The following is a 23,668-nucleotide window of genomic DNA, read 5'->3' on the forward strand; positions in this document are numbered from 1 at the left end:
AAAATTAAAAATGTTCTTTTAATTTTTCTCTAATTACGTTATTTTTTATATACAGCTTATATCTTTATTGTATTCTAATAAAAAATAAAGAAGCTTTTTAGCTAACTATTTATTTAATTAGCATAAGCTCCTTTATCTATTAAATATTTATTATTTTTTATATATATTATTTATTAGTTTTATTTTTCATATCCATTAGGATGATTTACATGCCATTTCCAAGCTGTTTCTATTATAGTTTCTAAGGAATTAAATTTTGGTTCCCATCCTAATTCATCTATAGCCTTTTGTGAAGAAGCTATAAGTATTGCTGGATCTCCTGCACGTCTTGGTGCAACTTCAGCTTTTATTTCTCTTCCTGTAACCCTTCTTGCAGTTTCTATAACATCTTTAACAGAAAATCCTTTACCATTTCCTAGATTATAAATTCTGCTTTCTCCACCTTTTATTAATCTATCTAATGCTAAAAGATGAGCTGAAGCTAAATCCATAACATGTATATAATCTCTTATGCATGTACCATCTTCAGTTTTATAATCATCACCAAATATCATTATTTTCTCTCTTTTCCCAAGTGCTGTTTCAAGAATTAATGGTATTAAATGAGTTTCAGGTTTATGATCTTCACCAATTTTACCGCTTTCATGAGCTCCAGCTGCATTAAAATATCTAAGTGCAGTATATTTTATACCATAAGCATTATCGCACCATTTTAGTATCTTTTCTACAGTAAGCTTTGATTCTCCATATGGATTAGTCGGAAAAGTTTTATCATTTTCAAGTATTGGAATATTCTCTGGTTCTCCGTAAGTTGCAGCTGTTGAAGAAAATACAATATATTTAACATCGTAATCTTTCATTGCACGAAGAAGACTTAGTGTCCCTGAAACATTATTTTCAAAATATTTTAAAGGCTCAACTACACTTTCACCAACTAAAGAATCTGCTGCAAAGTCTATTACAGCATCAATTTTATTTTCAGTAAATACTTTATCTAAAATTTTTCTATCTCTTAAATCTCCCTCGTAAATTTTTCCTCCAAGTACTGCATCTTTATGTCCTTTTTGAAAATTATCTAAAATTACAACTTCTTTTCCTTTTTCTAAAAGTGCAGCTACCATATGACTTCCAATATAACCAGCACCACCACAAACTAATATTGCCATAAATTTTCCTCCCTTTAAACCTTTATTATTTACATTTCTGAAATATTTTTAAAAATGTAAAAACTTCAAAATTAAACAATATAAAATTTATTATATCACTTCTTCTGTGCCTTGACCAATTCCACTTAAATAAAAACTTGGCTCATAGCCTATAATAGAAGTATAATTTATTTTAACTTGATTTATAAAATTTTCTACTGAATCTTTTTTTACAAGTGCTATAGCACAACCACCAAACCCTGCTCCTGTCATCCTTGCACCTATACAGCCTTTAACTTTTAAAGCTTCATAAACTATTGTATCTAATTCTCTTCCTGTAACCTCATATAAATTTTTTAAAGAATTATGTGAATCAGTTAAAAGTTTCCCAAATTCTTCTATATTGCCTTCATTTAAAGCTTTATAAGCTTTTTTAGTTCTTTCATTTTCATAAACTGCATGTTTAGCTCTATTTCTTATGTTTTCTTTAACTAATAAATGTTCTAATTTATTAAATTCTTCTATAGTTAAATCGCAAAGTGATTTTATATTTATTTCATTTTGAAGTATGCTTAAAGCTTCATCACATTCAGCTCTTCTTTCATTATATTTTGATTCATTTAAAGCTCTTCTTTTGTTTGTATTCATTATAACTAAAGTATAATCATCAAGCTCAACATTTGCATAATCATATTTTAATGAAGCACAATCTAAAAGTATAGCTTTATTTTTCTTTCCCATACCTACAGCAAATTGATCCATTATCCCACAATTTACTCCAACAAAACTGTTTTCAGCCTTTTGTGAAATTTTAACTAACTCTACTCTGTCAGCTTTTCCATCATTAAAAAGAGTATCTACAATAACAGCCGTCAATACTTCAAGTGAAGCTGATGATGAAAGCCCTGCACCATTAGGTATATTGCCACTTATTAATATATCCATACCTCCTAACTTAAAACCTTCATCTTTCATAATTTTCATTACTCCCTTAGGATAATTAGCCCAATCATCCTCTTTTTTATATACAATATTGTCTAAATCTATAGAAACTTTTAAATCAAAATTAGTTGAAGCAAAATTTACTTTTTTATCTGTTCTTTTTCTAACTAATCCGTAAGTTCCAAATTCAAGTGCACAAGGAAACACGTATCCTCCATTATAATCAATATGCTCTCCTATTAAATTAACCCTTCCTGGAGAGTGAAAAACTCTAACATCTCCTTCTCCATAAAGTTCATTAAATTTAGCTTTTAACTGTGAAATATCCATAGTTTTGCCTCCTTACATAATCTTTCATTTTTTCAATATTATTAATTATTGTTTTGCTTTATTTATTTTTAAATCCTATACTTTCCATAAATTTTATAAAACCTTTTTGACCATTTTCATCCCTTTTGTATACTCCTGCATCTTTAAGAACTTTTAAAAACTTATTTCCTACTTCTGCTTTTAAAATATCATTTACTTTTTCACTATTTAAATTTGTTCCATATTTATTTAAAAGCTCTTTTATCCAGTCTAAATGTTTATAAATTGCATCATCAATATTTTCTTGAGCTTTCTTAAATCTTACAGTATCACCTTTTAATATATCTCCTATTTCTTTAAGTTCTACACTCAATCTTCCTGGAAGTACTGCAAGCCCCATAACTTCTATAAGTCCTATATTTTCCTTTTTTATATGATGAAGCTCTTTATGTGGATGAAATATACCATCAGGGTGTTCTTTACTTGTTCTATTGTTTCTAAGAACTAAATCAAATTCATATTCGTTTTCTTTATTTATTCTAGCTATTGGAGTTATAGTATTATGTGAAATAATTTCTCCATTTACATTTGAATAAGCTAAAATATCTAAAGTTTCATCACTATATTTTTTCCATGAATCTAAAATTTTGTTTGATACATAAAGAAGTTCTTCTTTATCTTTAGAAGATATTCTAATAACAGACATAGGCCATTTTACTATACCAGCTTTAACTTTACTAAAGTTATCACTTTTAAAGTAAGTTTCAATAGGAGCAATCTCCATTGGGAAAACATGTCTTCCACCTTGAAAATGATCATGACTTAATATAGAACCTCCTACTATTGGCAAATCAGCATTTGATCCCATAAAATAGTGAGGAAATTGTTCTAGAAAATTTAATAATCTTTCAAAAGTTTTATAAGATATTTTCATAGGAACATGATTAGCATTAAACAAAATGCAATGTTCATTGTAATAAACATATGGGGAATACTGTAAATACCATTGTTCACCGGTTATATTTACAGGTATTACTCTATGATTTTGTCTAGCAGGGTGATTTAAATGCCCAGCATAGCCAATGTTTTCTAAACAAAGAAGACATTTTGGATAATTTGATTGAGGACGAAGCTTTGAGGCTGCAATTTCTTTTGGATCTTTTTCTGGCTTAGACAAATTAATTGTAATTTCTAAATCTCCATATTCTGTTGCTGCTTTCCAATAAAGATTTTTTTCTATTCTATCCATTCTTATATAGTTTGAAGCTTTAGATAAAGCATAAAATTCATCAGTAGCCTTTTGAGGTCCTTCTTCTTTGTAAGTATTATAGAAATTTTTTACTACTTCTGATTCACGAGGCATTAATAATCCCATAATTTTAGTATCAAATAAATCTCTATATGTTATAGTATTATCTTCAATAAGTTTATTTTCTGCTGCATAATCTAAAATATTATTAAGTATTTCCACTGCACTTTCTAAATTTTCATATTGAACTTCTCCTTCATACGGTTCTTCAATTTTTAATAAATCTAAAAGTGCATTTCTACAAGTAATAACATCAAGTTCCTCTATTATATTGTGATTTAATGCAAATAAAAGCAAACGTTCTACTTCAAAAGCTGCCTTTACTTTATTCATTTATTTCAGCCTCCTTTTATTTATCCTTAAGAGCTTAATTTATAAATTAATATTTATCCCTTTAGAAAACCTTTTCTATATACTTATTATAGCAAAGGTTTTCTATTATTGCAATAGTAAATGTTTTAAATTTATAAAAATATTTATTTTTCTCTATAATTTTAAAAGCAGACCTTAATAATTTGGTCTGCTTTATTTTTTATATTGTTTTTTTAATAACTTTTAATTCATGTAATGCTCTTGTAGCCATTACATAATTTATTTTATTTTTATTTTCATTATTAATATTTTTAATTAAAATTACAGCATCAAATTCAAGACCTTTTGCAAAATATGAAGGAATAATTACAGTACCTCCAGTGTACAATATATCCTCATTATCGATAATTTTTGCATAAGTTATAGATTTTAAATATTTTCCTATATTTTTAGTTTCTTCTAAGTTTGTGCATACTACTGCTATATTTTCATAACCTTTTTCTTCAAATTTTTTTAAAGAAGTAGTTATATTTTCTATTAATTCTTCTTCACTTTTTGCAGTTTCTTCTATTACAGGTTCACCTTTTCTTACAAGTGGTACTATTTTATTATCTTCTATATATTTATTTGCATATTCCATTATTTCTTTTGTAGATCTATAACTTTTTTCTAAAATAAAGTGTTCTACATTTAAAGAAGGAAGTATTTTTTCAAGTTGGAGCATTGGTGTTTCACCTTTAAGAGGTAAAATTCTTTGGCTTTTATCACCTACTATAGTCATAGAACTACATTTTGTAAGTTCTTTTATAACTAAAAACTGCACAGCACTATAATCTTGTGCTTCATCTATTACCACATGTTTAATTTCTTCTTTTAACTTTAATCCTTCAAGCTTTACTTTTAGATAAAGAATAGGTGCAAGATCATGTTGTGTTAAAATTTTATTTTTATTAAACTCCTTATAAAGCTCTATAACATCAGGATTATTAAGCCATGATAACTCTTTTTTAGCTTTCATAACTTCTTCTATAACTTCTCTTATTTCTATTTTCCTATTTAAATTAAGAGAAGTTTCATGTATTTCAAGTTCAGTTTTTGAAAGCTTTGAAATTTTCTCTTGATATTCTTTTTGTATTTTTCTTACCTTTTCGTCTCTTGCATCTCTAAGCTTTAAAAATATAATTCTTTTTATCTTGTTGCTTCTTCTAAATAAAGGCATATCTTTATAATACTTTTTAAATAATTCATCTATTTCATAAGAGCTTAATATAACTTTATCATAAAATTTAATATCTTTTGGTTTAAAATATTCTTTATCAAGCTTTGAAATAAAATTATCCAATTCTTTTATATAATCTATAGAATTTTTATGAATTATATCTTCTATAAATTCTTTATCTTCTTTTAATACTTTTTCCATATATTCTTTAAAATCCATTATAGAATTTAATCCTAAAATGTTCATAGCAAAATCAGTAAAAGTTGTTTGTCTTACACCTACTTCTCCAAGACTTGGTAAAACTGTACTTATATACTCCATAAAAATGCTATTAGGCCCTAATATAAGAACCTTATCTTGAAGAGTATCTCTATAATTATATAAAAGATAAGCAACTCTATGCAGAGCTATAGTAGTTTTCCCGCTACCTGCTACTCCATTTACAACAATAGTTTTTTCTTTAGGCTGCCTTATTAAATTATCCTGCTCTTCCTGAATTGTCATTATTATATCTCTAAGTTTAGAAGTTGTATTACCGCTTAAAATCAATTGAAGTATTTCATCTTTAACATCTAAAGCTGAATCAAACATTCCTTGAAGTTTTCCTTTTTTAATTATAAACTGTCTTTTTAATAGTATATCTACATTTATTTTACCAGCAGGAGCAGTATAAGAGTTTTTACCAAGTTTACTAGTATAAAAAAGTGCAGATATTGGTGCTCTCCAATCTACTATAACCGGCTCATACTCTCCTTCTGGTGTCATTCCAAATCTCCCTATATATATACTCTCTACTTCTTTGTAGTTTTCTTCTTTAAAATCTACTCTTCCAAAATAAGGAGTTCCTAAAAGCAGTGTTAATTCTTTAAGTCTTTTATCTATAGCTTTATAAGTTTCTTCTTTTATAAATCTTTCATGGTCAAAGTATTCAGCAACCTTATCTTCATCATCTCTATATTCATCTAAAGTATTTTTTCTATAATCTTTAATAAATTCAGAAGCTTCTTTTCTTTTATTTATATAATTTAATATTTCTTTATTTATTATAGAAATTACTTCTTGAAGTTTTTCTTTTTCTAAATTAAGCTGCATTTCTTTCTCTATGCTCAATTCTTTTTCTAAAGCTAAATCGATATTTTCCATAAATATCTTTCCCCTTATTTTTTTATTTCTGTTTCTTCTTTAACAATAGCCATAAATTCATCGCCCATTATAGTTTCTTTTTCTAAAAGTCTTTGAGCAATTTTTCTCATAAGTTCTTTATTATTTTCTAGAATACTTCTAGCTTTATCATGAGCTTCTTTTATTATTTTTAAAGTTTCCTCATCTATTAATGCAGCAGTTTCTGCACTGCAATTTTGAACAGGTCTTCCATCTAAATATCTATTAGATGGAGATTCAAGTCCCATCATATCAAATCTTTCACTCATACCATACATTGTTACCATACTTCTTGCTGACTGAGTAGCTTTTTCAATATCATTAGATGCTCCTGTTGAAATTGAACCAAATTCTACTTCTTCTGCTGCTCTTCCTCCTAAAAGTATAGCTATTTCATTAAATAATTCTTCTTTTGTTAAAAGATATTTTTCTTCTTCTGGAAGTTGCAGAGTATACCCTAAAGCTCCCATAGTTCTTGGAACAATTGTTATTTTATGAACTGGATCTGTTCCTTTTAAAAGAGCCGCTACAAGCGCATGCCCAACTTCATGAAAAGCTACTGTTTTCTTTTCTTTCTCTGACATTATTCTATCTTTCTTCTCTTTACCAGCGATTATAACTTCAATAGCTTCCTCTAAATCTTCTTGTATTATTTCATTTCTTGAATGTTTAACAGCTCTTAAAGCTGCTTCGTTTACTATATTAGCAAGATCTGCTCCTACAACTCCTGGAGTTGCTTTTGCTATAGCTTCTACATTTATATCAGGAGAATATTTTACATTTTTTAAATGAACTTTTAATATAGCTTCTCTTCCTTTTAAATCTGGTCTATCTACAATAACTCTTCTGTCAAACCTTCCTGGCCTTAAAAGTGCTTTGTCAAGAATTTCAGGTCTATTAGTTGCAGCAAGTATTACTACAGGTTTAGATGAATCAAATCCATCCATCTCTGATAAAAGCTGATTTAAAGTTTGCTCTCTTTCATCATTGCCGCCTACATTTGCTTCTCTAGTTTTTCCTATAGCATCTATTTCATCTATAAATATTATACATGGGGCTTTTTCTGCAGCCTGCTTAAATAAATCTCTGACTCTTGCTGCTCCCATACCAACAAACATTTCTACAAATTCAGAGCCAGACATAGAAAAGAAAGGAACCTTAGCTTCTCCTGCTACAGCTTTTGCCAAAAGAGTTTTTCCTGTTCCTGGAGGACCAACTAAAAGTGCACCCTTAGGAAGTTTAGCTCCAATATCTGTATATTTTTTAGGATTATGAAGAAAATCAACAATTTCAGCTAAAGATTCCTTAGCTTCATCCTGTCCTGCTACATCTGCAAAAGTTTTACCTGTTTCATTTTCTGCATAAAGCTTTGCATTGCTTTTGCCAAAGGACATAACTCCGCTTCCCATTTTTTTATCTAATCTTCCAAATATAAGCCTTCCAACAAAGGTAAATAATATTATTGGTAATACCCAGTTAAAAAAGAAATTTTTAATTGGATTATTGTCAGGAGCAATTCCACCATATTTAACTCCTGAAGATTGTAAATTTTCAATTAACTTAGGATCATTTAAATTTACAGTATACAGAATTTTTTTAGTGCCACCTTCTGTCTGCTTAGGTATAATTACTATTCTATCTTTTGAAATTTGAACTTCTTCTATTTTCTTTTCATTAAGTAAATTTAAAAATTCATTATATTTAATTGCTTGAGTTTTTACATCTGCTAATACAAAATTTAAAATCATTAATATAATTGCAGCTCCCATTATATAATAGGCTGCATATTTTAATTTTTTATTGTCAAACATTATATTCTCCTTTCTTTCTTATATGAAATTTTATTTTAATATGAAGTATTTAATAAAATAAATTTGTATTAAAATACTATATTAAAATTATAAACTAAAAAATTAAACTTACATACACCTTTAATAAAATATTTAAAATTATTTATTATTTTATACAATATTATTTTTTATAAAATTGGTCAAATCATAAAAAACAAAAAATTATTTTATTTTTTTTATTAAATCTTTATATTTATTTATGTAAAATCTCTACAAACATATGTTCGTATTTTGTTTTATTAAAAAGTAAAAATTATCATAATATATTCTGAAGTTTTATTATATTATTGCTAGCAAAATTTTAAAAGCCGGCTCTTTTTTAGGAGTGTATATTATGAATTTAGAAGAATTAGTATTAAAAGCAAAAAATGGAGACAATGAATCACTTATAGAAATACTTAATAGATTTAAAGGATTTATTTATAAAACATCTAAAGAAATTTATATAAGTGGATATGATACTGAAGATTTACTCCAAATTGGTTATATGAGCCTTATAAATGCTGTTTTTAAATTTGACTTCAATAAAAATAAAAATTTTACATCTTATGTGTCTTCAGCTATAAAAAATAACTTTTATTATGAAATCCGTCAAAAAAGCAGATACAACGCTGAATCTAGCTTAAATAAAGAATTAGATGACGGTATTGAATTTATTGAAAATTTAGTTTCTAATGAAAACTTAGAAGAAAAAGTCCTCTTAAAAGAAGATATATATAGTCTATATAAAGCACTAAAACTTCTTTCACCTGAAGAAAGAGAGCTTATAAATTATGTTTATTTTAAGCACGGTAAACTAAAGGAATATTCTAAAATCAAAAATATGAATTATGTTACATGTATAAAATTTAAAGAAAAAATTTTAAAAAAGCTAAAAAAACTTATGGAATAAATTTAAAGCGCCGCAAAGCCATTCTTTGTGGCACTTTAGCTTTATTGTCCATATTTTTAAATACTTTCATCATAACTAAATAAATCTTCAAGTTCTTCTTTGGTAAGAGTAGAGATAATACTGCTCTCTGCGTCAGTACTTTGAATAACTTGTTCTATTATATCTTTTTTCTTTTCTTGAAGATTAAATATCTTTTCTTCAATAGTTCCTTTTGCTATTAATTTAATAACTTCTACAGTTTTTGTTTGTCCTATTCTATGTGCTCTATCTGTTGCTTGATCTTCTACTGCTGGATTCCACCAAGGGTCAAAATGAATAACTATATCAGCACCGGTTAAATTAAGCCCAAAACCTCCTGCTTTAAGTGAAATTAAAAACACATCTTTATTTCCTTCGTTAAATTCTGATGCCATATTTAACCTATCTTCACTTTTAGTAGTTCCATCAAGATAAAAATAGTCTATATCTTTTTGCTTAAGCATGACAGCAATTTTTTTAAGTACTGATGTAAATTGTGAAAAAATAAGAAGTCTATGATTTTCATTTAAAGATTCATCTAAAATTTCACTAAGTGCATTCATTTTACCGCTTTCTCCTTCAAAATCAGGAAGAACAACTGATGGATCACAGCATACTTGTCTTAATCTTGTTAATGAAGATAATATATTTATTTTACTTTTTCCATCAAAATTAGTTTCAAATTCTTTTCTTATTTGATTTCTAGCATTATTAACATAAGCCATATATACAATTTTTTGCTCTTGTGTCATATCCACTACAATTTTATGTTCTATTTTAGGTGGAAGTTCATTCATAACCTCACTTTTTAATCTTCTAAGCATAAAAGGTTCTATATGTTTTTTTAATGCTTCTAAAGCATTTTTATCTCTTTGTACTATTATTGGCTCTGCATAGATTTTATTAAATTTTGTTTTTGATAAAAGATATCCTGGCATAATAAAATCAAACACTGACCAAAGTTCTAAAAGTGAGTTTTCCATAGGAGTACCTGTAAGAGCAAAATATCCTTTTGCTTTTATTTTTTTTACTGACCTTGCATTTCCTGTATAAGAATTCTTTATCTGCTGAGCTTCATCTATAAAACAATAACTAAATTTAATTTCTTCAAAATAAGATATATCGTTTCTAAGTACTGCATAAGATGTTATAACTAAATCATAATCATTTATATCTTTTATTTTAGATAATCTTTCACTCTTTTTTCCGTATACAACCAATGTTTTTAGATTAGGTGCAAATTTTTCAACTTCCATTACCCAGTTATACACAAGAGATGTAGGTACAACTACAAGTACAGGATTTTCATGTTTTGAGGCTTCAGATGCAATAAATGCTATAGCTTGAAGAGTTTTACCTAGACCCATTTCATCTGCTAATATTCCTCCAAAACCATAAGATGCAAGAGTTTTAAGCCATTTAAAACCAATTTTTTGATAAGGTCTCATAACTTTTTCTAAGTAATCTGGTAATGTAAAATCTATATCTTTTGCTTTTTCAATATTTTCAACTAACTCTTTGTATTTTTTATTTTTTTCTACATATAAAGATTCATTTTCTTTTAAATATTGTTCTACATATAAAGCATTATACTTAGAAGCTAAAAGTACACCATTATTTTCTAAATTTCCTTCGCTTTCTAAGTAGTCAACAAGATTTATAAGATTTTTTAAAGTTTTATCACTAAGTGATACATATCCTCCATTTAAAAGTTTATAATATTTTTCATTATTTTTTACTGCTTCAAATATTTTCTTAAATTCACTATTGCTTACACCTTTTATAGAAAAGCTAAATTCTAAAAGACCATCTTCTCTTATAGCTGTACTTACTTTATAATCTGAACTATCATATACTCTTAAATTTTTAAATGAATCACTTAAAGTAACCTCGCCAATTTTTTTTAATTTTTCTATTCCTTCAGATAAGAAATCCAAAATTTTATCTTCATCTTCTATTACAAAGCTTTTTCTAGTTATTTCAAACCCTAAGCTTTTTATAATATCTATTATCATCATTTCTTTCTGAAGCTGTCTATTATTTATCTTTGCTGCAACTTTGAATTTACTATCACTAAACATATCTAATTCAATATCATCATAAATAAATTTTAATGATAAAGATATACCGCTTAAAGTCCTATCTAATTCCATATAAGTTTTAAAATTTATGTTTTCAAAAATATTATTTAAAACGTTAGCTGTTTCGGTAGCTTTATCAAAAACCTCAACACTCTCGCTTATATTTTTTAAAAGCGGAATTAATTCATTTTTTACTTTTCTATTACTTTGCTTTATAGAAATTGTATTGTCATTTTTATAAAGCATTTCTTTATAATATTCCAAATAATCTTTTATCTGCTGAATAGTTGGAACATATATATTTTTATTATAAAAGAAATATTTACCTTGTCCTGTTATATCTATAGGAAGTTCATTTAATTGTTTTAAAGTCCAATCTCTTTCTCCTATTTTTGTAAGTTCAAATTTTAATGGTAAATCTTCATTTATAATCTTTACTTTTTTGTATAATATATTATTTATTTCTAAATTAAAACTTCTTCCATATAACATTTGAAAAATAAGTTCTAAAGTCTCTATATTTATAATTACCTTTTTTCTATCGTATAAACCAATAGTACTTTTTATAACAGGTGTAGAAGATATTATATTTAAAAATACAGTATCTCTTTCATTAAAATAATGTTCTTTAGGCTTAAAAGCAAAACCTCCTTCACAGCTTACATTATAATTTTTAAATTTAAAAGCGTTAAGAAAATCTCTTGCATCGCTTACAGTATAAGTCTTGTCTTCTCCAACCATAAACTCTAAAGTTATTTCTCTTAAATTTTCACGAATATAAAATCCAATAATAAAATCTAATTTTAAAAGCACCTTTTTTTCAATGATCTTTTTAGTAATAGATTCTTCTTTTTTATTATTTTCTTTTACTTTATTTACATACTCCCGTGTTAATTTAGTTTCATCTTCGCCTTTAATCTTTTCTTTACCTCTTATTTGCCTTAAATAAGCAGCTACTATATGTTTGCAGGCTTTATTTTTTTTACTGCTTTGAAATTCATTACAATCACAGTTAAATTCTTCTATAATACCTCTTTTGCAATTTAAAAGTATATACACATTATTTGTATTTTCACTTACCATATCTTCTTTAACTTTAGCATGTATTTCTAAAAGATTAATGTTTTCTTCTTTTTCACTAAAAAAAGCTTTAATTCCACCATTTAGGTAAAGCTTTTCCCCTTTTTCAAAAGTTAAATTTCCAGTTTCTTTTTTTATAGTTTTTTCAGTAAAAGTTTCCAATAAAAGCACCTCTTATTTCTATATCTACTATATTTTTAGTATATCCTTTTTATTTAAATATTTTTCAATAAATAAAAAAACATGCAAAAGCTCAAGCCTTATGCCTGAGCTTTAATTGTGTTATTAATCATTAAAATTTAAAACATCTAATTTTATTAAAAATGCATTTTAAATGTGATTAACTAACGCTTGTATTAATTTTATTTATATTAAAATTAACATTTATATTTAATTTTATGATTTATATTATTAATATTAACATTTTTTATAAATTTTATCAATATCATATTTTCATTAGCAAAATATTAAATAAATTATAGAAATTTTATATTATTTTTGTAATCGTAAAGGTAGTTCAAGAGAGCTTTCTTCCATAAGATTTTCATTAGATAAAATTTCTTTTGTCAATCCATCTGCTATAATAGTTCCTTCTTTTATTACTATAGTTCTTTCACAAAGTTCCCATATCATATCCATATCATGTGATGCAATAACTTTCATATGATTAAATTCCTTTAAAAAATTTATAAGCCTTCTTCTAGCTTTAGGATCTAAAGATGTTGTTGGCTCATCCATTATAAGAATATCTGGTTCCATAGAAATTACACAAGCTATTGCTGCTGCTCTTTTTTCTCCTTCAGATAATCTATATGGTGCCTTATCTTTAAGATGAAGTATTCCAACAGTCTGGAGAGCTTTTATAACTCTTCTTTCTACTTCTTTTTCTTCTAATTTAAAATTTCTCAGCCCAAAAGCCACATCATCATAAACTGTAGGCATAAAAAGCTGGTCATCTGCGTTTTGAAATACTAATCCTACCTTTTGACGAATTAACGGAAGATTTTTCTTTGTTAATGGAATATCTCCAATATTTATTTCTCCTTTGCTTGGGAAAAAAACGCCTAAAATTATGTTTAATAAAGTTGATTTCCCAGCACCATTAGCCCCTACAATTCCAACAGTTTCTCCATAATTTATTCTAAAATCTATACCATTTAAAGCTTTATTTCCATCTGGATATGAATAATGTACATTTTTAACTTCTATAAAATGGTGAGTCATTTAATTAACCACCTTCCAATTAATTCTGATACATTTATAAATCTTATAACTATAAAAAATGTACCCCATATAAATAAATATAACATAGATGATATGTTAATTTTATCATCTTTTCCAAATATATAATCCCCATCAAAACCTCTAAAAATCATAGCATTATATATTCTACCTGCTCTATCAAAGCTTTTAAGCATAATTTGTCCTAAAATAGAACCTGAATCTTTTATAGAAACTCCTTTTTTAAAAGATGATCTTAAATTATAAGCCTTTATAACTTTCCCTACTTCTTCTAATAATACAAAAATATATCTATAAATTAGCAAAAATTGAGTTACAAATAATTTAGGTACTTTTAATTTTCTTAAAGCTTTTGCTATATTTTCAATTCTAGTTGTGGCTATTAAAAGTAATCCTGCTGTAACAGTTAAAGTATATTTTATAATTAAAGTAATAAACGATATCCATCCAAATGATATAGATATACCTAATATTGATATAAATGGTCTTTTGTCAAATAATGGGTTAAATATACCTATACCTATAATAAATGGAAGCATAATAAAAGTTCTTTTTAAAATTTTTAAAATTGGCATATCTGATAAAATAGAAACAACAACAGGGTATAAAATATAAGGCAAAAGTCCTGATATGTTATATTTATCAAAAGATAATACAGTTATTAAATAAATTATAGTAACAAGTACTTTTGCTAAAGGATGTACTTTATGAATTATAGTTTTTTGTGAAGATAGTTCATCTAAATATCTAATATTATAAATAGCATTAATTATATTTTCCATAAATAATCATCCTTTTAATTTTTTTATCATTGTTATGCTTAATCCAACTATAATTATAAATCCCAAAGTAATAAATCCACCTATAATGCCAGATATACTTGTCCCACTATTTGCGGATAACCATGTGCTTATATCTTTTTTATTATTTTCCTGAACTTTTTCAGAATTCTTAAAATTATAATCAGGTAAAAAAGAAATTTTATTTTGTATTTTTAAAAGATTTTTAGTAAAATTGCTTTTTGTCTCAATTTCTGCATTTTTTATAACTTTTATAATAGACCATTCAAGTCCATCTGGTTTACTTGAAGCAAATTGAGAAAAAATTCCTCCTATTACTACAAAACTAACTGTTATTATAATAATAAGTTTTTTCATAGAAAATTTATTTGATGCATTATTTGAATTTTTATTTTCTATAAGTTCAGGACGAGCCTTCCAAACAAAAACTACTGCAGCTCCTGTTATAATTCCCTCTATAATTCCAATAACAAAGTGTATTGGCTGCATTAAAAGAATAAATGTATAAAAATCAAGTTCTGTTATTCTAGAAAAAAATGTTTCTAAAACTACACTAAAGGCTCCAAGCTGTAGGGCAGCTATGGAAGAAATTATACAAGATATAAATATTCGTTTTGAAGAATATCCTTTTTTCATTATAGTTTTATATATTAAAGGATATGATACAAAGCAAGCATAAAATCCAAGATTAAATACATTAGCTCCAAAGGCAAGAAGTCCTCCATCAGCAAAAAATAAAGCTTGAATTAAAATTAGAGAAGCCATAGTTAAAAAACCAGCATATGGTCCCAGTAAAATTGCAAGAAGCAATCCACCTCCAATGTGACCACTCGAACCAGTTCCTGGAATAGAAAAATTAATCATTTGAGCAGCAAAAACAAAAGCTCCCATAACTCCCATTAAAGGTATTTTTTTATCATCTAATTCATTATGTAAATTTTTTATAGAATATGCAATCCCTCCAAATGTAATAGCTGTCATAGTGCCGCCAACAGCTGGGGAAAGCAAAGCATCTGCCATGTGCATAAACTCACATCCTCATATAAAATTATATTTTTAGATAAAATAATATAATGATTAAACCACAATAAGCTGTAAATTAACTTTCATTATATAATTTATAGTATTTAAAATTTACTATTTAACCGATACATAATGGATAATTTTCAATAAAAAATTTTTTATTGAGTAATTATATAATAAATACATTAACATATTAATTTATATTTAATCAATTTATTTTTTTGTTTTATATTAAAAGTTCATTGCTAATTTTTCATAATGCTTATATAAAGCATGAAATCTTCCATTATAATCTTCATGCCAAGGTTTTTTCTTACCACAAAAATGAAGAATTACTGTGTTTTTTATAACATAATCCATATCACACATACCATTAGTCATAATCTTATAATAACGATAATATCTAACATCATAATTATATAATTTTTCATCTAGACTTTTTATTTTTTTTGAATATAAAGCATTTAGTATATCTTGATCAGGCATAATAAGCTTTGCTTTATTTTTTTCTACAAATTTGTATATTTCATTTTCATTTATAAATTTTCTTTGAAGTTCTAAATTCATTAAAAGAACTCCAGAATTATAATAAGCATTAATTTCATAAGGATATAATCTTAACTTATTAATTCCTTTAACTGTAATTTTATCATGATATGCTGCGGCATAAAGATATTCATTAATATCCATATCATATAATTCTCTAATTGGATTTATAATTAAAATATCTGGATCTAAATATAATACACGATCAATTTCTTTTGGCAAAAATTTAAATGCTAAAAGCCTATAATACATTTCTTTTGTATAATGTAATATAATTGGTGCATCTTCAAAATAGCTATTATCTATATATAATATTTCTAACTGACTTCCATGCATTTTAATAAAATTATTTAAATCTTCTAATTCTTCATCTTTAATGCTTGAATGCATTAAGTAAATGGTAAATTTTTCTTTGGGATTGCTAAAAAAAAGTGATTTAAGCATAACTTTTAAAGGCTTAATATAATTAGAATTTAATGTTACAAGTATATTCATATAAATACACCACTCCTGCTTCTATAAAATTTGAACATATTTACTAAAATTCCCTAAAACAATTTTATTTATAAATTTATTTATATATTATATTTTACCTTATATTACTACAAATAGAAGCCGCTTTCAAAAAAATATATTGAAAGCGGCCTTTATTTATTATTTATTCTTTGTTTTTTATTATTTCATTATTTTACAAATATTATTTGTAAACTCCAAAGGATCATTTATTGGTAATCCTTCAATAAGAAGAGCTTGATTATATAATAAATTTGTATAAAGTTCAAGTTTATCTTTATCATTTTGAAAAGCTTCTTTCAATGATTTAAACACATCATGATTTACATTTATCTCTAAAATTTTATCTGCTTTTATTTTTTGGTCATTTGGCATAGAATTTAATATTTTTTCCATTTCAATTGATATTTCACCTTCATTTGACAAACATACAGGATGATTCTTTAATCTTTTTGAAGCTCTTACATCTTTAACTTTATCACCTAAAATTTCTTTCATTTTATTAAATAAATCCTTATTTTCTTCATTTTGATCTTTATTAGAATCTTTATCCTGTTCTGACTCTATTCCTAAATCGCCGCTTGAAACAGATTTAAATTCTTTATCTTTATATTGCATTAACATTTTAACTGCAAATTCATCTATATCATCTGTAAAGTATAAAATTTCGTATCCTTTATCTTGTACAAGCTCTGCTTGCGGAAGCTTTTCAATTCTTTCAATTGATTCTCCTACTGCATAATATATATATTTTTGTTCTTTGGGCATTCTTGATACATACTCATTTAAAGTAACCAACTTCTTTTCTTTTGATGAGTAAAACATTAATAAATCTTGTAATACATCTCTATTACTTCCAAATTCACTATAAATACCATATTTTAATTGTCTTCCAAAGGACTTATAAAATTTTTCATATTTATCTCTTTCATTTTTAAGCATATTTTCTAATTCATTTTTAATTTTATTCTTTATGTTTTTAGCAATAAGTTTTAATTGCCTGTCATGTTGAAGTATTTCTCTAGATATATTAAGAGATAAATCTTCTGAATCAACTATACCTTTTACAAATCCAAAGTAATCAGGCAATAAATCTGGGCATTTATTCATAATCATAACACCATTAGAATAAAGCTCTAAACCTTTTTCATATTCTTTAGTATAAAAATCATATGGCATTTTTTCAGGAATATATAAAATAGCATTATAATTTACTGCTCCATCAACACTTATATGAATATGTTTTAAAGGTTTATCGAATCCATAATGTTTTTCAGAATAAAAATTATCATAATCTTCTTTAGTAAGCTCATTTTTATTCTTTCTCCATATTGGAACCATACTATTTATAATTTCTTCTTCTTTGTATTCTTCATATTCATTTTCAGTTCCTTCTTTTAATCTGCTTTTTGTTATATCCATTTTAATTGGGTATCTTATAAAATCAGAATATTTCTTTATAATAGATTTTAATCTATATTCATCTAAAAATTCATCATAATTTTCATCTTCAGTATTTTCTTTTATTTTCATTATTATATCTGTACCAACAGAGTCCTTTTCACACTTTTCAATAGTATATCCTTCTACCCCTTTAGATTCCCATTTATAAGCTTCATCACTTCCCAAAGCTTTGCTTATAACAGTAACTTTATCAGCAACCATAAATGCAGAATAAAATCCAACACCGAATTGTCCTATTATGTCATATCCATCTTTTATTTCATTTTCAGTTTTAAATTTTAATGAACCACTTTTTGCTATAACTCCAAGATTTTCATCTAATTCTTCTTTTGTCATTCCAATACCAGTATCTGAAACTTTTAATATTCTGTTTTCTTTATCAGGTATTACTTTAATAAAATAATCTTCCTTATTAAATGTAAGAGAATCATCTTTTAATGTTTTGTAATAAATCTTATCTATTGCATCACTAGCATTTGAAATAAGTTCTCTTAAAAAAATCTCCTTATTAGTATAAATGGAATTAATCATAAGGTCTAAGAGTCTTTTAGACTCTGCTTTAAACTGTTTTGTTTCCATATAAACTTCCCCTTTCGTTATTAATCTATTGTATAGGACTATATAACATATTTGTCTATAAAATTAAATTTTATTAGCACTCTAATATTTTGAGTGCTAATCCATAATTTTTATATAACACCTTTTAATGTTTAAGTCAATATATTTATGTAAATTTCATTGTAAATAACTTTGTGAGAAATAAAAATTTTTCTATACAATCTAAAATTTCATAATTATATTATACAACCTTTTCTTCTTCTGATAAAACTTCATTCATGCTTCCAGTTCTATATCCTATTAAATCTAAAGTTACATATTTAAATCCTATTTTTTTAAGTTCATTACCTATTTTATCCATTATATCTAAATCAAAAAAACGTGCTCTGTCTTCTGGAGCAACTTCAATTCTGGCAATTTCATCATGATGTCTTACTCTTAGTTGTTTAAATCCCATATCTATTAAAAATTGCTCTGCTTTTTCAACCATACTTAATTTATCAATGGTTATTTCTTTTCCATATGGAAATCTTGAAGAAAGACAGGCAAAAGAAGGTTTATTCCAAGTTGGCAGATTAAGCATCTTTGATAGCTTTCGAATATCATCTTTAGTAAGTTCTGCTAATTTTAATGGGCTTATTACTCCTTGTTCCTTTGCTGCTTTCATACCTGGTCTAAAATCTCCAATATCATCAAAATTTGAGCCATCAAATACATGTTTAAGCCCATATTTATCAGCTTCTTTTCTAACTTTGGAAAACAACTCAGTTTTACAAAAATAACATCTATTAACAGGATTTTTAGAAAATCCTTCTATATCTAATTCTTCAGATGTTATAATTACATGTTTTGCACCAATTTGTTTTATATATTCTTTTGCTTCGTTAAATTCTCTTTCAGGATATGATGATGACCTGGCTGTAACAGCTATAATATTATCTTTAAGTACATCATAAGCAACCTTTAATAAAAATGTACTATCTACACCACCTGAGTAAGCGATAGCTCCACTTCCTGCCTCTTTAAGTATATCTTTTAATTTTTGAAATTTATCCATTAATTCCATAAATATTTTTACCTCCTATATTAAAAAAACTTTTACATTCCAATTATACTATAAATAAAAATATTTGTTTATTTTTTATAGAAAAATAGGATATTGCAAAAATTATTTTAAAATAATTTTTGCAATATCCTATTTTGATTAACTTATTTTATTCAAGAGAATTGTTTTATTAGTAATTGTATTTACATTTATTTTTACTTCTTTCTTAGGTGATTTTCTTAAAAGATATATAGAAAGTATGGTTGAAATTGCATCAGAAACGGGATATGCTATCCATACTCCAATTGTACCTAACAGTTCAACAAATATAATAGCTAATGGTATAAATGCAATCAACTGCCTAAAAATAGATAATAAGAAACTTTTTTTGGCTTCTTTTATTGCTTGATAATAATATATTGCAATATAATATACTCCAGTTAAAGGAAGTAAGAAAATGCATATTCTTAAAGCTTTCACAGTTGAATATAATATTTCTTTATCTTGTAAGAAAAATCCTATAATTTTAGTTGCAAATAAATTAATAATTATAAAAAACACTAAAGAAGTTATAGTTACAATTTCTATTGATAAAGAAACTGTTTTCTTTACTTTATTAAATTTTTTAGCACCAAAATTATATGCTGCAATAGGCTGCATTGCAGAACTAATTCCAATTATAGCAATAAACATAAACATAGAAACTTTAGTTACTATACCAACAATTATTATTGCACTATCTCCACCAGTAGAATAAAGTAAATTATTTAAAATTACAGCTACAATGGCATCTGAAATTTCAACTATAAAAGTAGAAAAACCAATGGCAATAATTCCTTGAATTAAATTCTTATCTAAAGCTTCTTTAATGCATTTTATCGAAAATTTAATTTTAAAATTATTAATTACTTTTCTAAATTTATAAAATACAAATATACAGGATATAATTTGAGAAATAACTGTTGCTATTGCAGCACCTTTTACTCCTATTCCCATGTTTACTACCAAAATATAATCTAAAATAATATTTAATATGGCACCAATTGATGTTGCATAAATTGTCATGTTTGCATTTCCTAAAGAAGTCATAATATTACATAACACCAAAGATAAACATTGAAAAATACTGCCAAACAGAATGACTTTTATATATTCATTGGCTAGATAAAAACTTAAGCTGCTAGCTCCTAGTTTATAAAGAAGTGGTTTTTTTATTATGAATATAAATGAAGAAGTAGCTATTATGAATGTCAGTGTGATTATAAAAGCACTAACTATAATTTTTCTTATCTCAATTAAATCTTTTTTACCTAAACTTCTTGATACATAAGTTGATGTTCCTACGGCTATAAGCATTCCTATAGATGTTAAAAATCTTTGAATAGGAAATACAACAGTTAGAGCTGCAATAGCATTAGGTCCGACATATCGGCCAACAAATACAGTATCTACCATGTTATATAATTCAGATACCAATAGAGAAATGATAGCTGGTATAGCAAATTTAAACAGCAATTTTATTATTTTCTCTTTCTCGAAAATTTTATCATCGATTCCCAATGCTCTCACCTCAATCTTTAATATAGTATAATTTTAAAATTATAAGTTCCTATAGTCTTATTATATAATTTTAGTAAATTTATTACATTCACTTATAAGCTCAATAAAAGGTACATTTAAGCTAATTTATGCAGATATGATTAAAAGAAAAAGTACAAAAACACCGTATTTTTAGTATTTTTGTACTTTTTTTATTAAAATTAGTAATGCACCGTAACCATTGAGCACAGTTTGAATGTTTACTATGGCACTTTTTTTAAAATGTTTAAATTCTATTTTGGGAAAAGATGCTTTATGCAATATCTCCTTTTCTTCTTTACTAAGCCTTATAGGTTCACCCATTTGAAGCCAATAATTAAAAGAAGATCCTTGTTTTTCATTTATTTCATAACTTGTAACTTTAATATCTGAATTAATATTTATTATATTTAATGACAATTTCCTTGAAGTAGTATTTTTAAGACCTCTTAATTTATAAATTTCTTCATAAGGAATTAAATTATCTATACCTTCATGGAAATTATAAAGTAATATTTGAAATTCATCGTGTGTTTTGGTAACAATATATCCATTACCTTTATCAACTAATGTATCACCAAGTTTATTTAATAAATAATATCCATAATAAGATGGCTTTTTTATTCCCATATCATTAATAAGTCCAGGATATCCAAAAAAAACCTCATTTGTTAAATTTACTTGTTTATCTAAAACATCAAAAGCTTTTAAAAAAGATATACATCTTCCATTTAATTCATTATGAATAATATACGGAATCATATATACAGTATCATATATAGGATTTATTTCTTCTTTATTATTTGTATAATATATATCTTCAATTTTATGATTATAATTATTCTCTAATAAATCCTTTATTCTAAGTTTTAGATTATCTGAAATTTTTGTACTAAATTCAAATTTAAAGGACATAAAATCCAATGACTCTAAATCATCAAAATAACTTAAAAAAGATTCAAAAGCCTCCATAAAATTATCGTCTGTAAATCCAGTAGAATCAATAACTATAAGTGGTTTTATATCTATAGAATATAAAAATTCTAATACATCTTTTGTTCTATTCCAGTTAAAAAATTTTGAATTTGGGAAAATAGCCATATCTATACTAAATATATTAATAATTCTTCCATATTCAAATCCTATTTCCTTTTGTATTTCTTCTAATGTATCCTTGTTATCTTCTATAAGAAGATCAAATGCGTCTCCTATATTTATAACTTTTTTAAATTTTTTATCAAATTCTCCTAAATTTTTATCCATATCTATGTTTATTTTGTATATCCTATTTTCATAATTAAATCTATCATAATCTTCAAGATAATAAATAAGATAATTAATACTCTCGTTTAAATCTAGATTTTCAATTTTTTTCATTTGTTCATATTTATCTTTATCAATTTTAAATTTTTTTCTAAATTGTAATGGAGTCATTTTATACTGAAGTTTAAAATTTTTATTGAAATATCTAGTATGAGAAAAACCTACTTCTTCAGAAATTTCTGATATTGTTTTTTCTGAAGAAAGAAGTAACTTTATTGATTCTTCTACTCTGGTAATATTTATCAAATCTGTAAAACTATATCCTGTTGCATATTTAATTTCATGTGATATGTATTGAGGACTTAAAAATTCTTTTTCTGCAATGTCTTGTAATGTTATATTACTTTTATAATTATTATTTATATATTTATATATACTATGATATCTTTGGAATAAATTTACATCATCCTTAAGTTCTTCTTTTTCATAAATTAAATAATTAAAGTTATTTAAAAGATGATATAATAAATCAACTAATATATGTTCTATTTCTTCATCATAATTTTCTTGTTTTTGAACCATTTCACAAAGTATTCTAGCTAAATATGTCCTTAGTTCATTATATTCGTTACTTGATTGAGAATTTATATCTGAAGATTTAGTATAAAAAAACATATTTTCAATATCTGAATAATATTTTTCAAAAAAATATGGATCTATATGAAAAATTAATACTTTATTATCATTTTTACTTTCAAGGTGATGAACTTCATCTACATTAATTATTTCCATTTGCCCTTCGTATATTTTATATTTAGTAGAATTTATATAAATTTCTAAACTTCCCTCAAGTACATAAATAATTTCTATAGCATAATGCCAATGAATAGGATAATTTTTTATATTTGCTAAAGAAATTGTAACAGGAAGCTTTTCAGCATAATTTATATATTCTGTTTCCATAAAACACCTCCATTTTATGCTTAATTTTTTATACTTTAGTAACTTTGAAAAACTTGTTCTGTTGCAATTTCTTTAGTATTATTATAATTTTTCTATACCTACTACTTCATATCCAGCATCTTCTATAGCTTCTTTAAATTTTTCATCTTCTACATCTTCTTCAAGTTCAACTAAAGCATTTTTACCTTTAAGATCAACTTTTACAGATTTTACTCCATATATTTCTTTTAATGCTTCACTAACATGATTAACACAATGATTACAACTCATTCCTTCAATTAATATTTTCTTTGTCATAAAATATTACCTCCATTTTTTAAAAGTTTTATAAATTTATATTATAATTATCTCACAA

General features: G+C 25.4%; 16 protein-coding genes. 1 reads left to right on the forward strand and 15 read right to left on the reverse strand.

Translation table 11 applies throughout. From position 1 onward, the window contains the following. Positions 1-179: 179 nt before the first annotated feature. The 5 genes from galE to ftsH form a co-directional block, all read right to left on the reverse strand. Entirely contained in the window at positions 180-1,166 is a 987-nt protein-coding gene (gene galE, locus B5D11_RS01425; RefSeq protein ID WP_078681258.1) for a UDP-glucose 4-epimerase GalE, read from the reverse strand. Positions 1,167-1,256: 90 nt separating this feature from the next. Next, positions 1,257-2,417, reverse strand: a complete 1,161-nt coding sequence (locus B5D11_RS01430) for a galactokinase (RefSeq protein WP_078681259.1) — start codon at positions 2,415-2,417, stop codon at positions 1,257-1,259. A 58-nt stretch (positions 2,418-2,475) separates the two neighbouring features. Then, positions 2,476-4,038: a UDP-glucose--hexose-1-phosphate uridylyltransferase gene (galT, locus tag B5D11_RS01435; RefSeq protein WP_078681260.1), complete on the reverse strand. Its 1,563-nt coding sequence runs from the start codon at positions 4,036-4,038 to the stop codon at positions 2,476-2,478. A 199-nt stretch (positions 4,039-4,237) separates the two neighbouring features. Beyond that, complete coding sequence (locus B5D11_RS01440; RefSeq protein WP_078681261.1) at positions 4,238-6,379, reverse strand: HelD family protein; 2,142 nt, start codon at positions 6,377-6,379, stop codon at positions 4,238-4,240. 14 nt (positions 6,380-6,393) lie between these two features. Continuing rightward, positions 6,394-8,208, reverse strand: coding sequence for an ATP-dependent zinc metalloprotease FtsH (gene ftsH, locus B5D11_RS01445; protein ID WP_078681262.1), 1,815 nt, complete (start codon positions 8,206-8,208; stop codon positions 6,394-6,396). A gap of 373 nt (positions 8,209-8,581) precedes the next feature. Between ftsH and B5D11_RS01450 the strand changes: the two genes are divergently transcribed. Next, entirely contained in the window at positions 8,582-9,139 is a 558-nt protein-coding gene (locus B5D11_RS01450; protein ID WP_078681263.1) for a sigma-70 family RNA polymerase sigma factor, read from the forward strand. Between the two features lie 56 nt (positions 9,140-9,195). On the opposite strand, the gene B5D11_RS01455 is transcribed toward B5D11_RS01450, so the two are convergent. The 10 genes from B5D11_RS01455 to B5D11_RS01500 all read right to left on the reverse strand — a co-directional run bounded on the left by B5D11_RS01455 (position 9,196) and on the right by B5D11_RS01500 (position 23,610). After that, on the reverse strand, positions 9,196-12,480 hold the full coding sequence (locus B5D11_RS01455; protein ID WP_078681264.1) for a DEAD/DEAH box helicase: 3,285 nt from the start codon (positions 12,478-12,480) through the stop codon (positions 9,196-9,198). A gap of 330 nt (positions 12,481-12,810) precedes the next feature. After that, complete coding sequence (locus tag B5D11_RS01460) at positions 12,811-13,542, reverse strand: energy-coupling factor ABC transporter ATP-binding protein (protein ID WP_078681265.1); 732 nt, start codon at positions 13,540-13,542, stop codon at positions 12,811-12,813. Then, positions 13,539-14,342, reverse strand: coding sequence for a cobalt ECF transporter T component CbiQ (cbiQ, locus tag B5D11_RS01465; protein WP_078681266.1), 804 nt, complete (start codon positions 14,340-14,342; stop codon positions 13,539-13,541). Before cbiQ ends, B5D11_RS01460 begins: the two co-directional genes overlap by 4 nt. Positions 14,343-14,348: 6 nt before the next feature. Further along, positions 14,349-15,386, reverse strand: a complete 1,038-nt coding sequence (locus tag B5D11_RS01470; protein ID WP_078681267.1) for an energy-coupling factor ABC transporter permease — start codon at positions 15,384-15,386, stop codon at positions 14,349-14,351. A 228-nt stretch (positions 15,387-15,614) separates the two neighbouring features. Continuing rightward, positions 15,615-16,424, reverse strand: a complete 810-nt coding sequence (locus B5D11_RS01475; RefSeq protein ID WP_078681268.1) for a glycosyltransferase family 8 protein — start codon at positions 16,422-16,424, stop codon at positions 15,615-15,617. A gap of 180 nt (positions 16,425-16,604) precedes the next feature. Next, positions 16,605-18,485 carry a molecular chaperone HtpG gene (gene htpG / locus B5D11_RS01480; protein WP_078681269.1) on the reverse strand — a complete coding sequence of 627 codons (1,881 nt, stop codon included), beginning with the start codon at positions 18,483-18,485 and terminating at the stop codon, positions 16,605-16,607. Positions 18,486-18,705: 220 nt separating this feature from the next. Continuing rightward, a complete protein-coding gene (gene larE, locus B5D11_RS01485; RefSeq protein ID WP_078681270.1) occupies positions 18,706-19,530 on the reverse strand; it encodes an ATP-dependent sacrificial sulfur transferase LarE in 825 nt (274 codons plus the stop codon). Positions 19,531-19,668: 138 nt separating this feature from the next. Next, positions 19,669-21,069, reverse strand: coding sequence for an MATE family efflux transporter (locus B5D11_RS01490; protein WP_078681271.1), 1,401 nt, complete (start codon positions 21,067-21,069; stop codon positions 19,669-19,671). 171 nt (positions 21,070-21,240) lie between these two features. Then, positions 21,241-23,313, reverse strand: coding sequence for a helix-turn-helix domain-containing protein (locus B5D11_RS01495; RefSeq protein WP_078681272.1), 2,073 nt, complete (start codon positions 23,311-23,313; stop codon positions 21,241-21,243). Positions 23,314-23,394: 81 nt separating this feature from the next. Further along, positions 23,395-23,610, reverse strand: coding sequence for a heavy-metal-associated domain-containing protein (locus B5D11_RS01500; RefSeq protein WP_078681273.1), 216 nt, complete (start codon positions 23,608-23,610; stop codon positions 23,395-23,397). Positions 23,611-23,668: the final 58 nt, after the last annotated feature.

The organism is Clostridium sp. USBA 49, from assembly GCF_900167505.1.
GTDB lineage: Bacteria > Bacillota > Clostridia > Clostridiales > Clostridiaceae > Clostridium_AT > Clostridium_AT prolinivorans.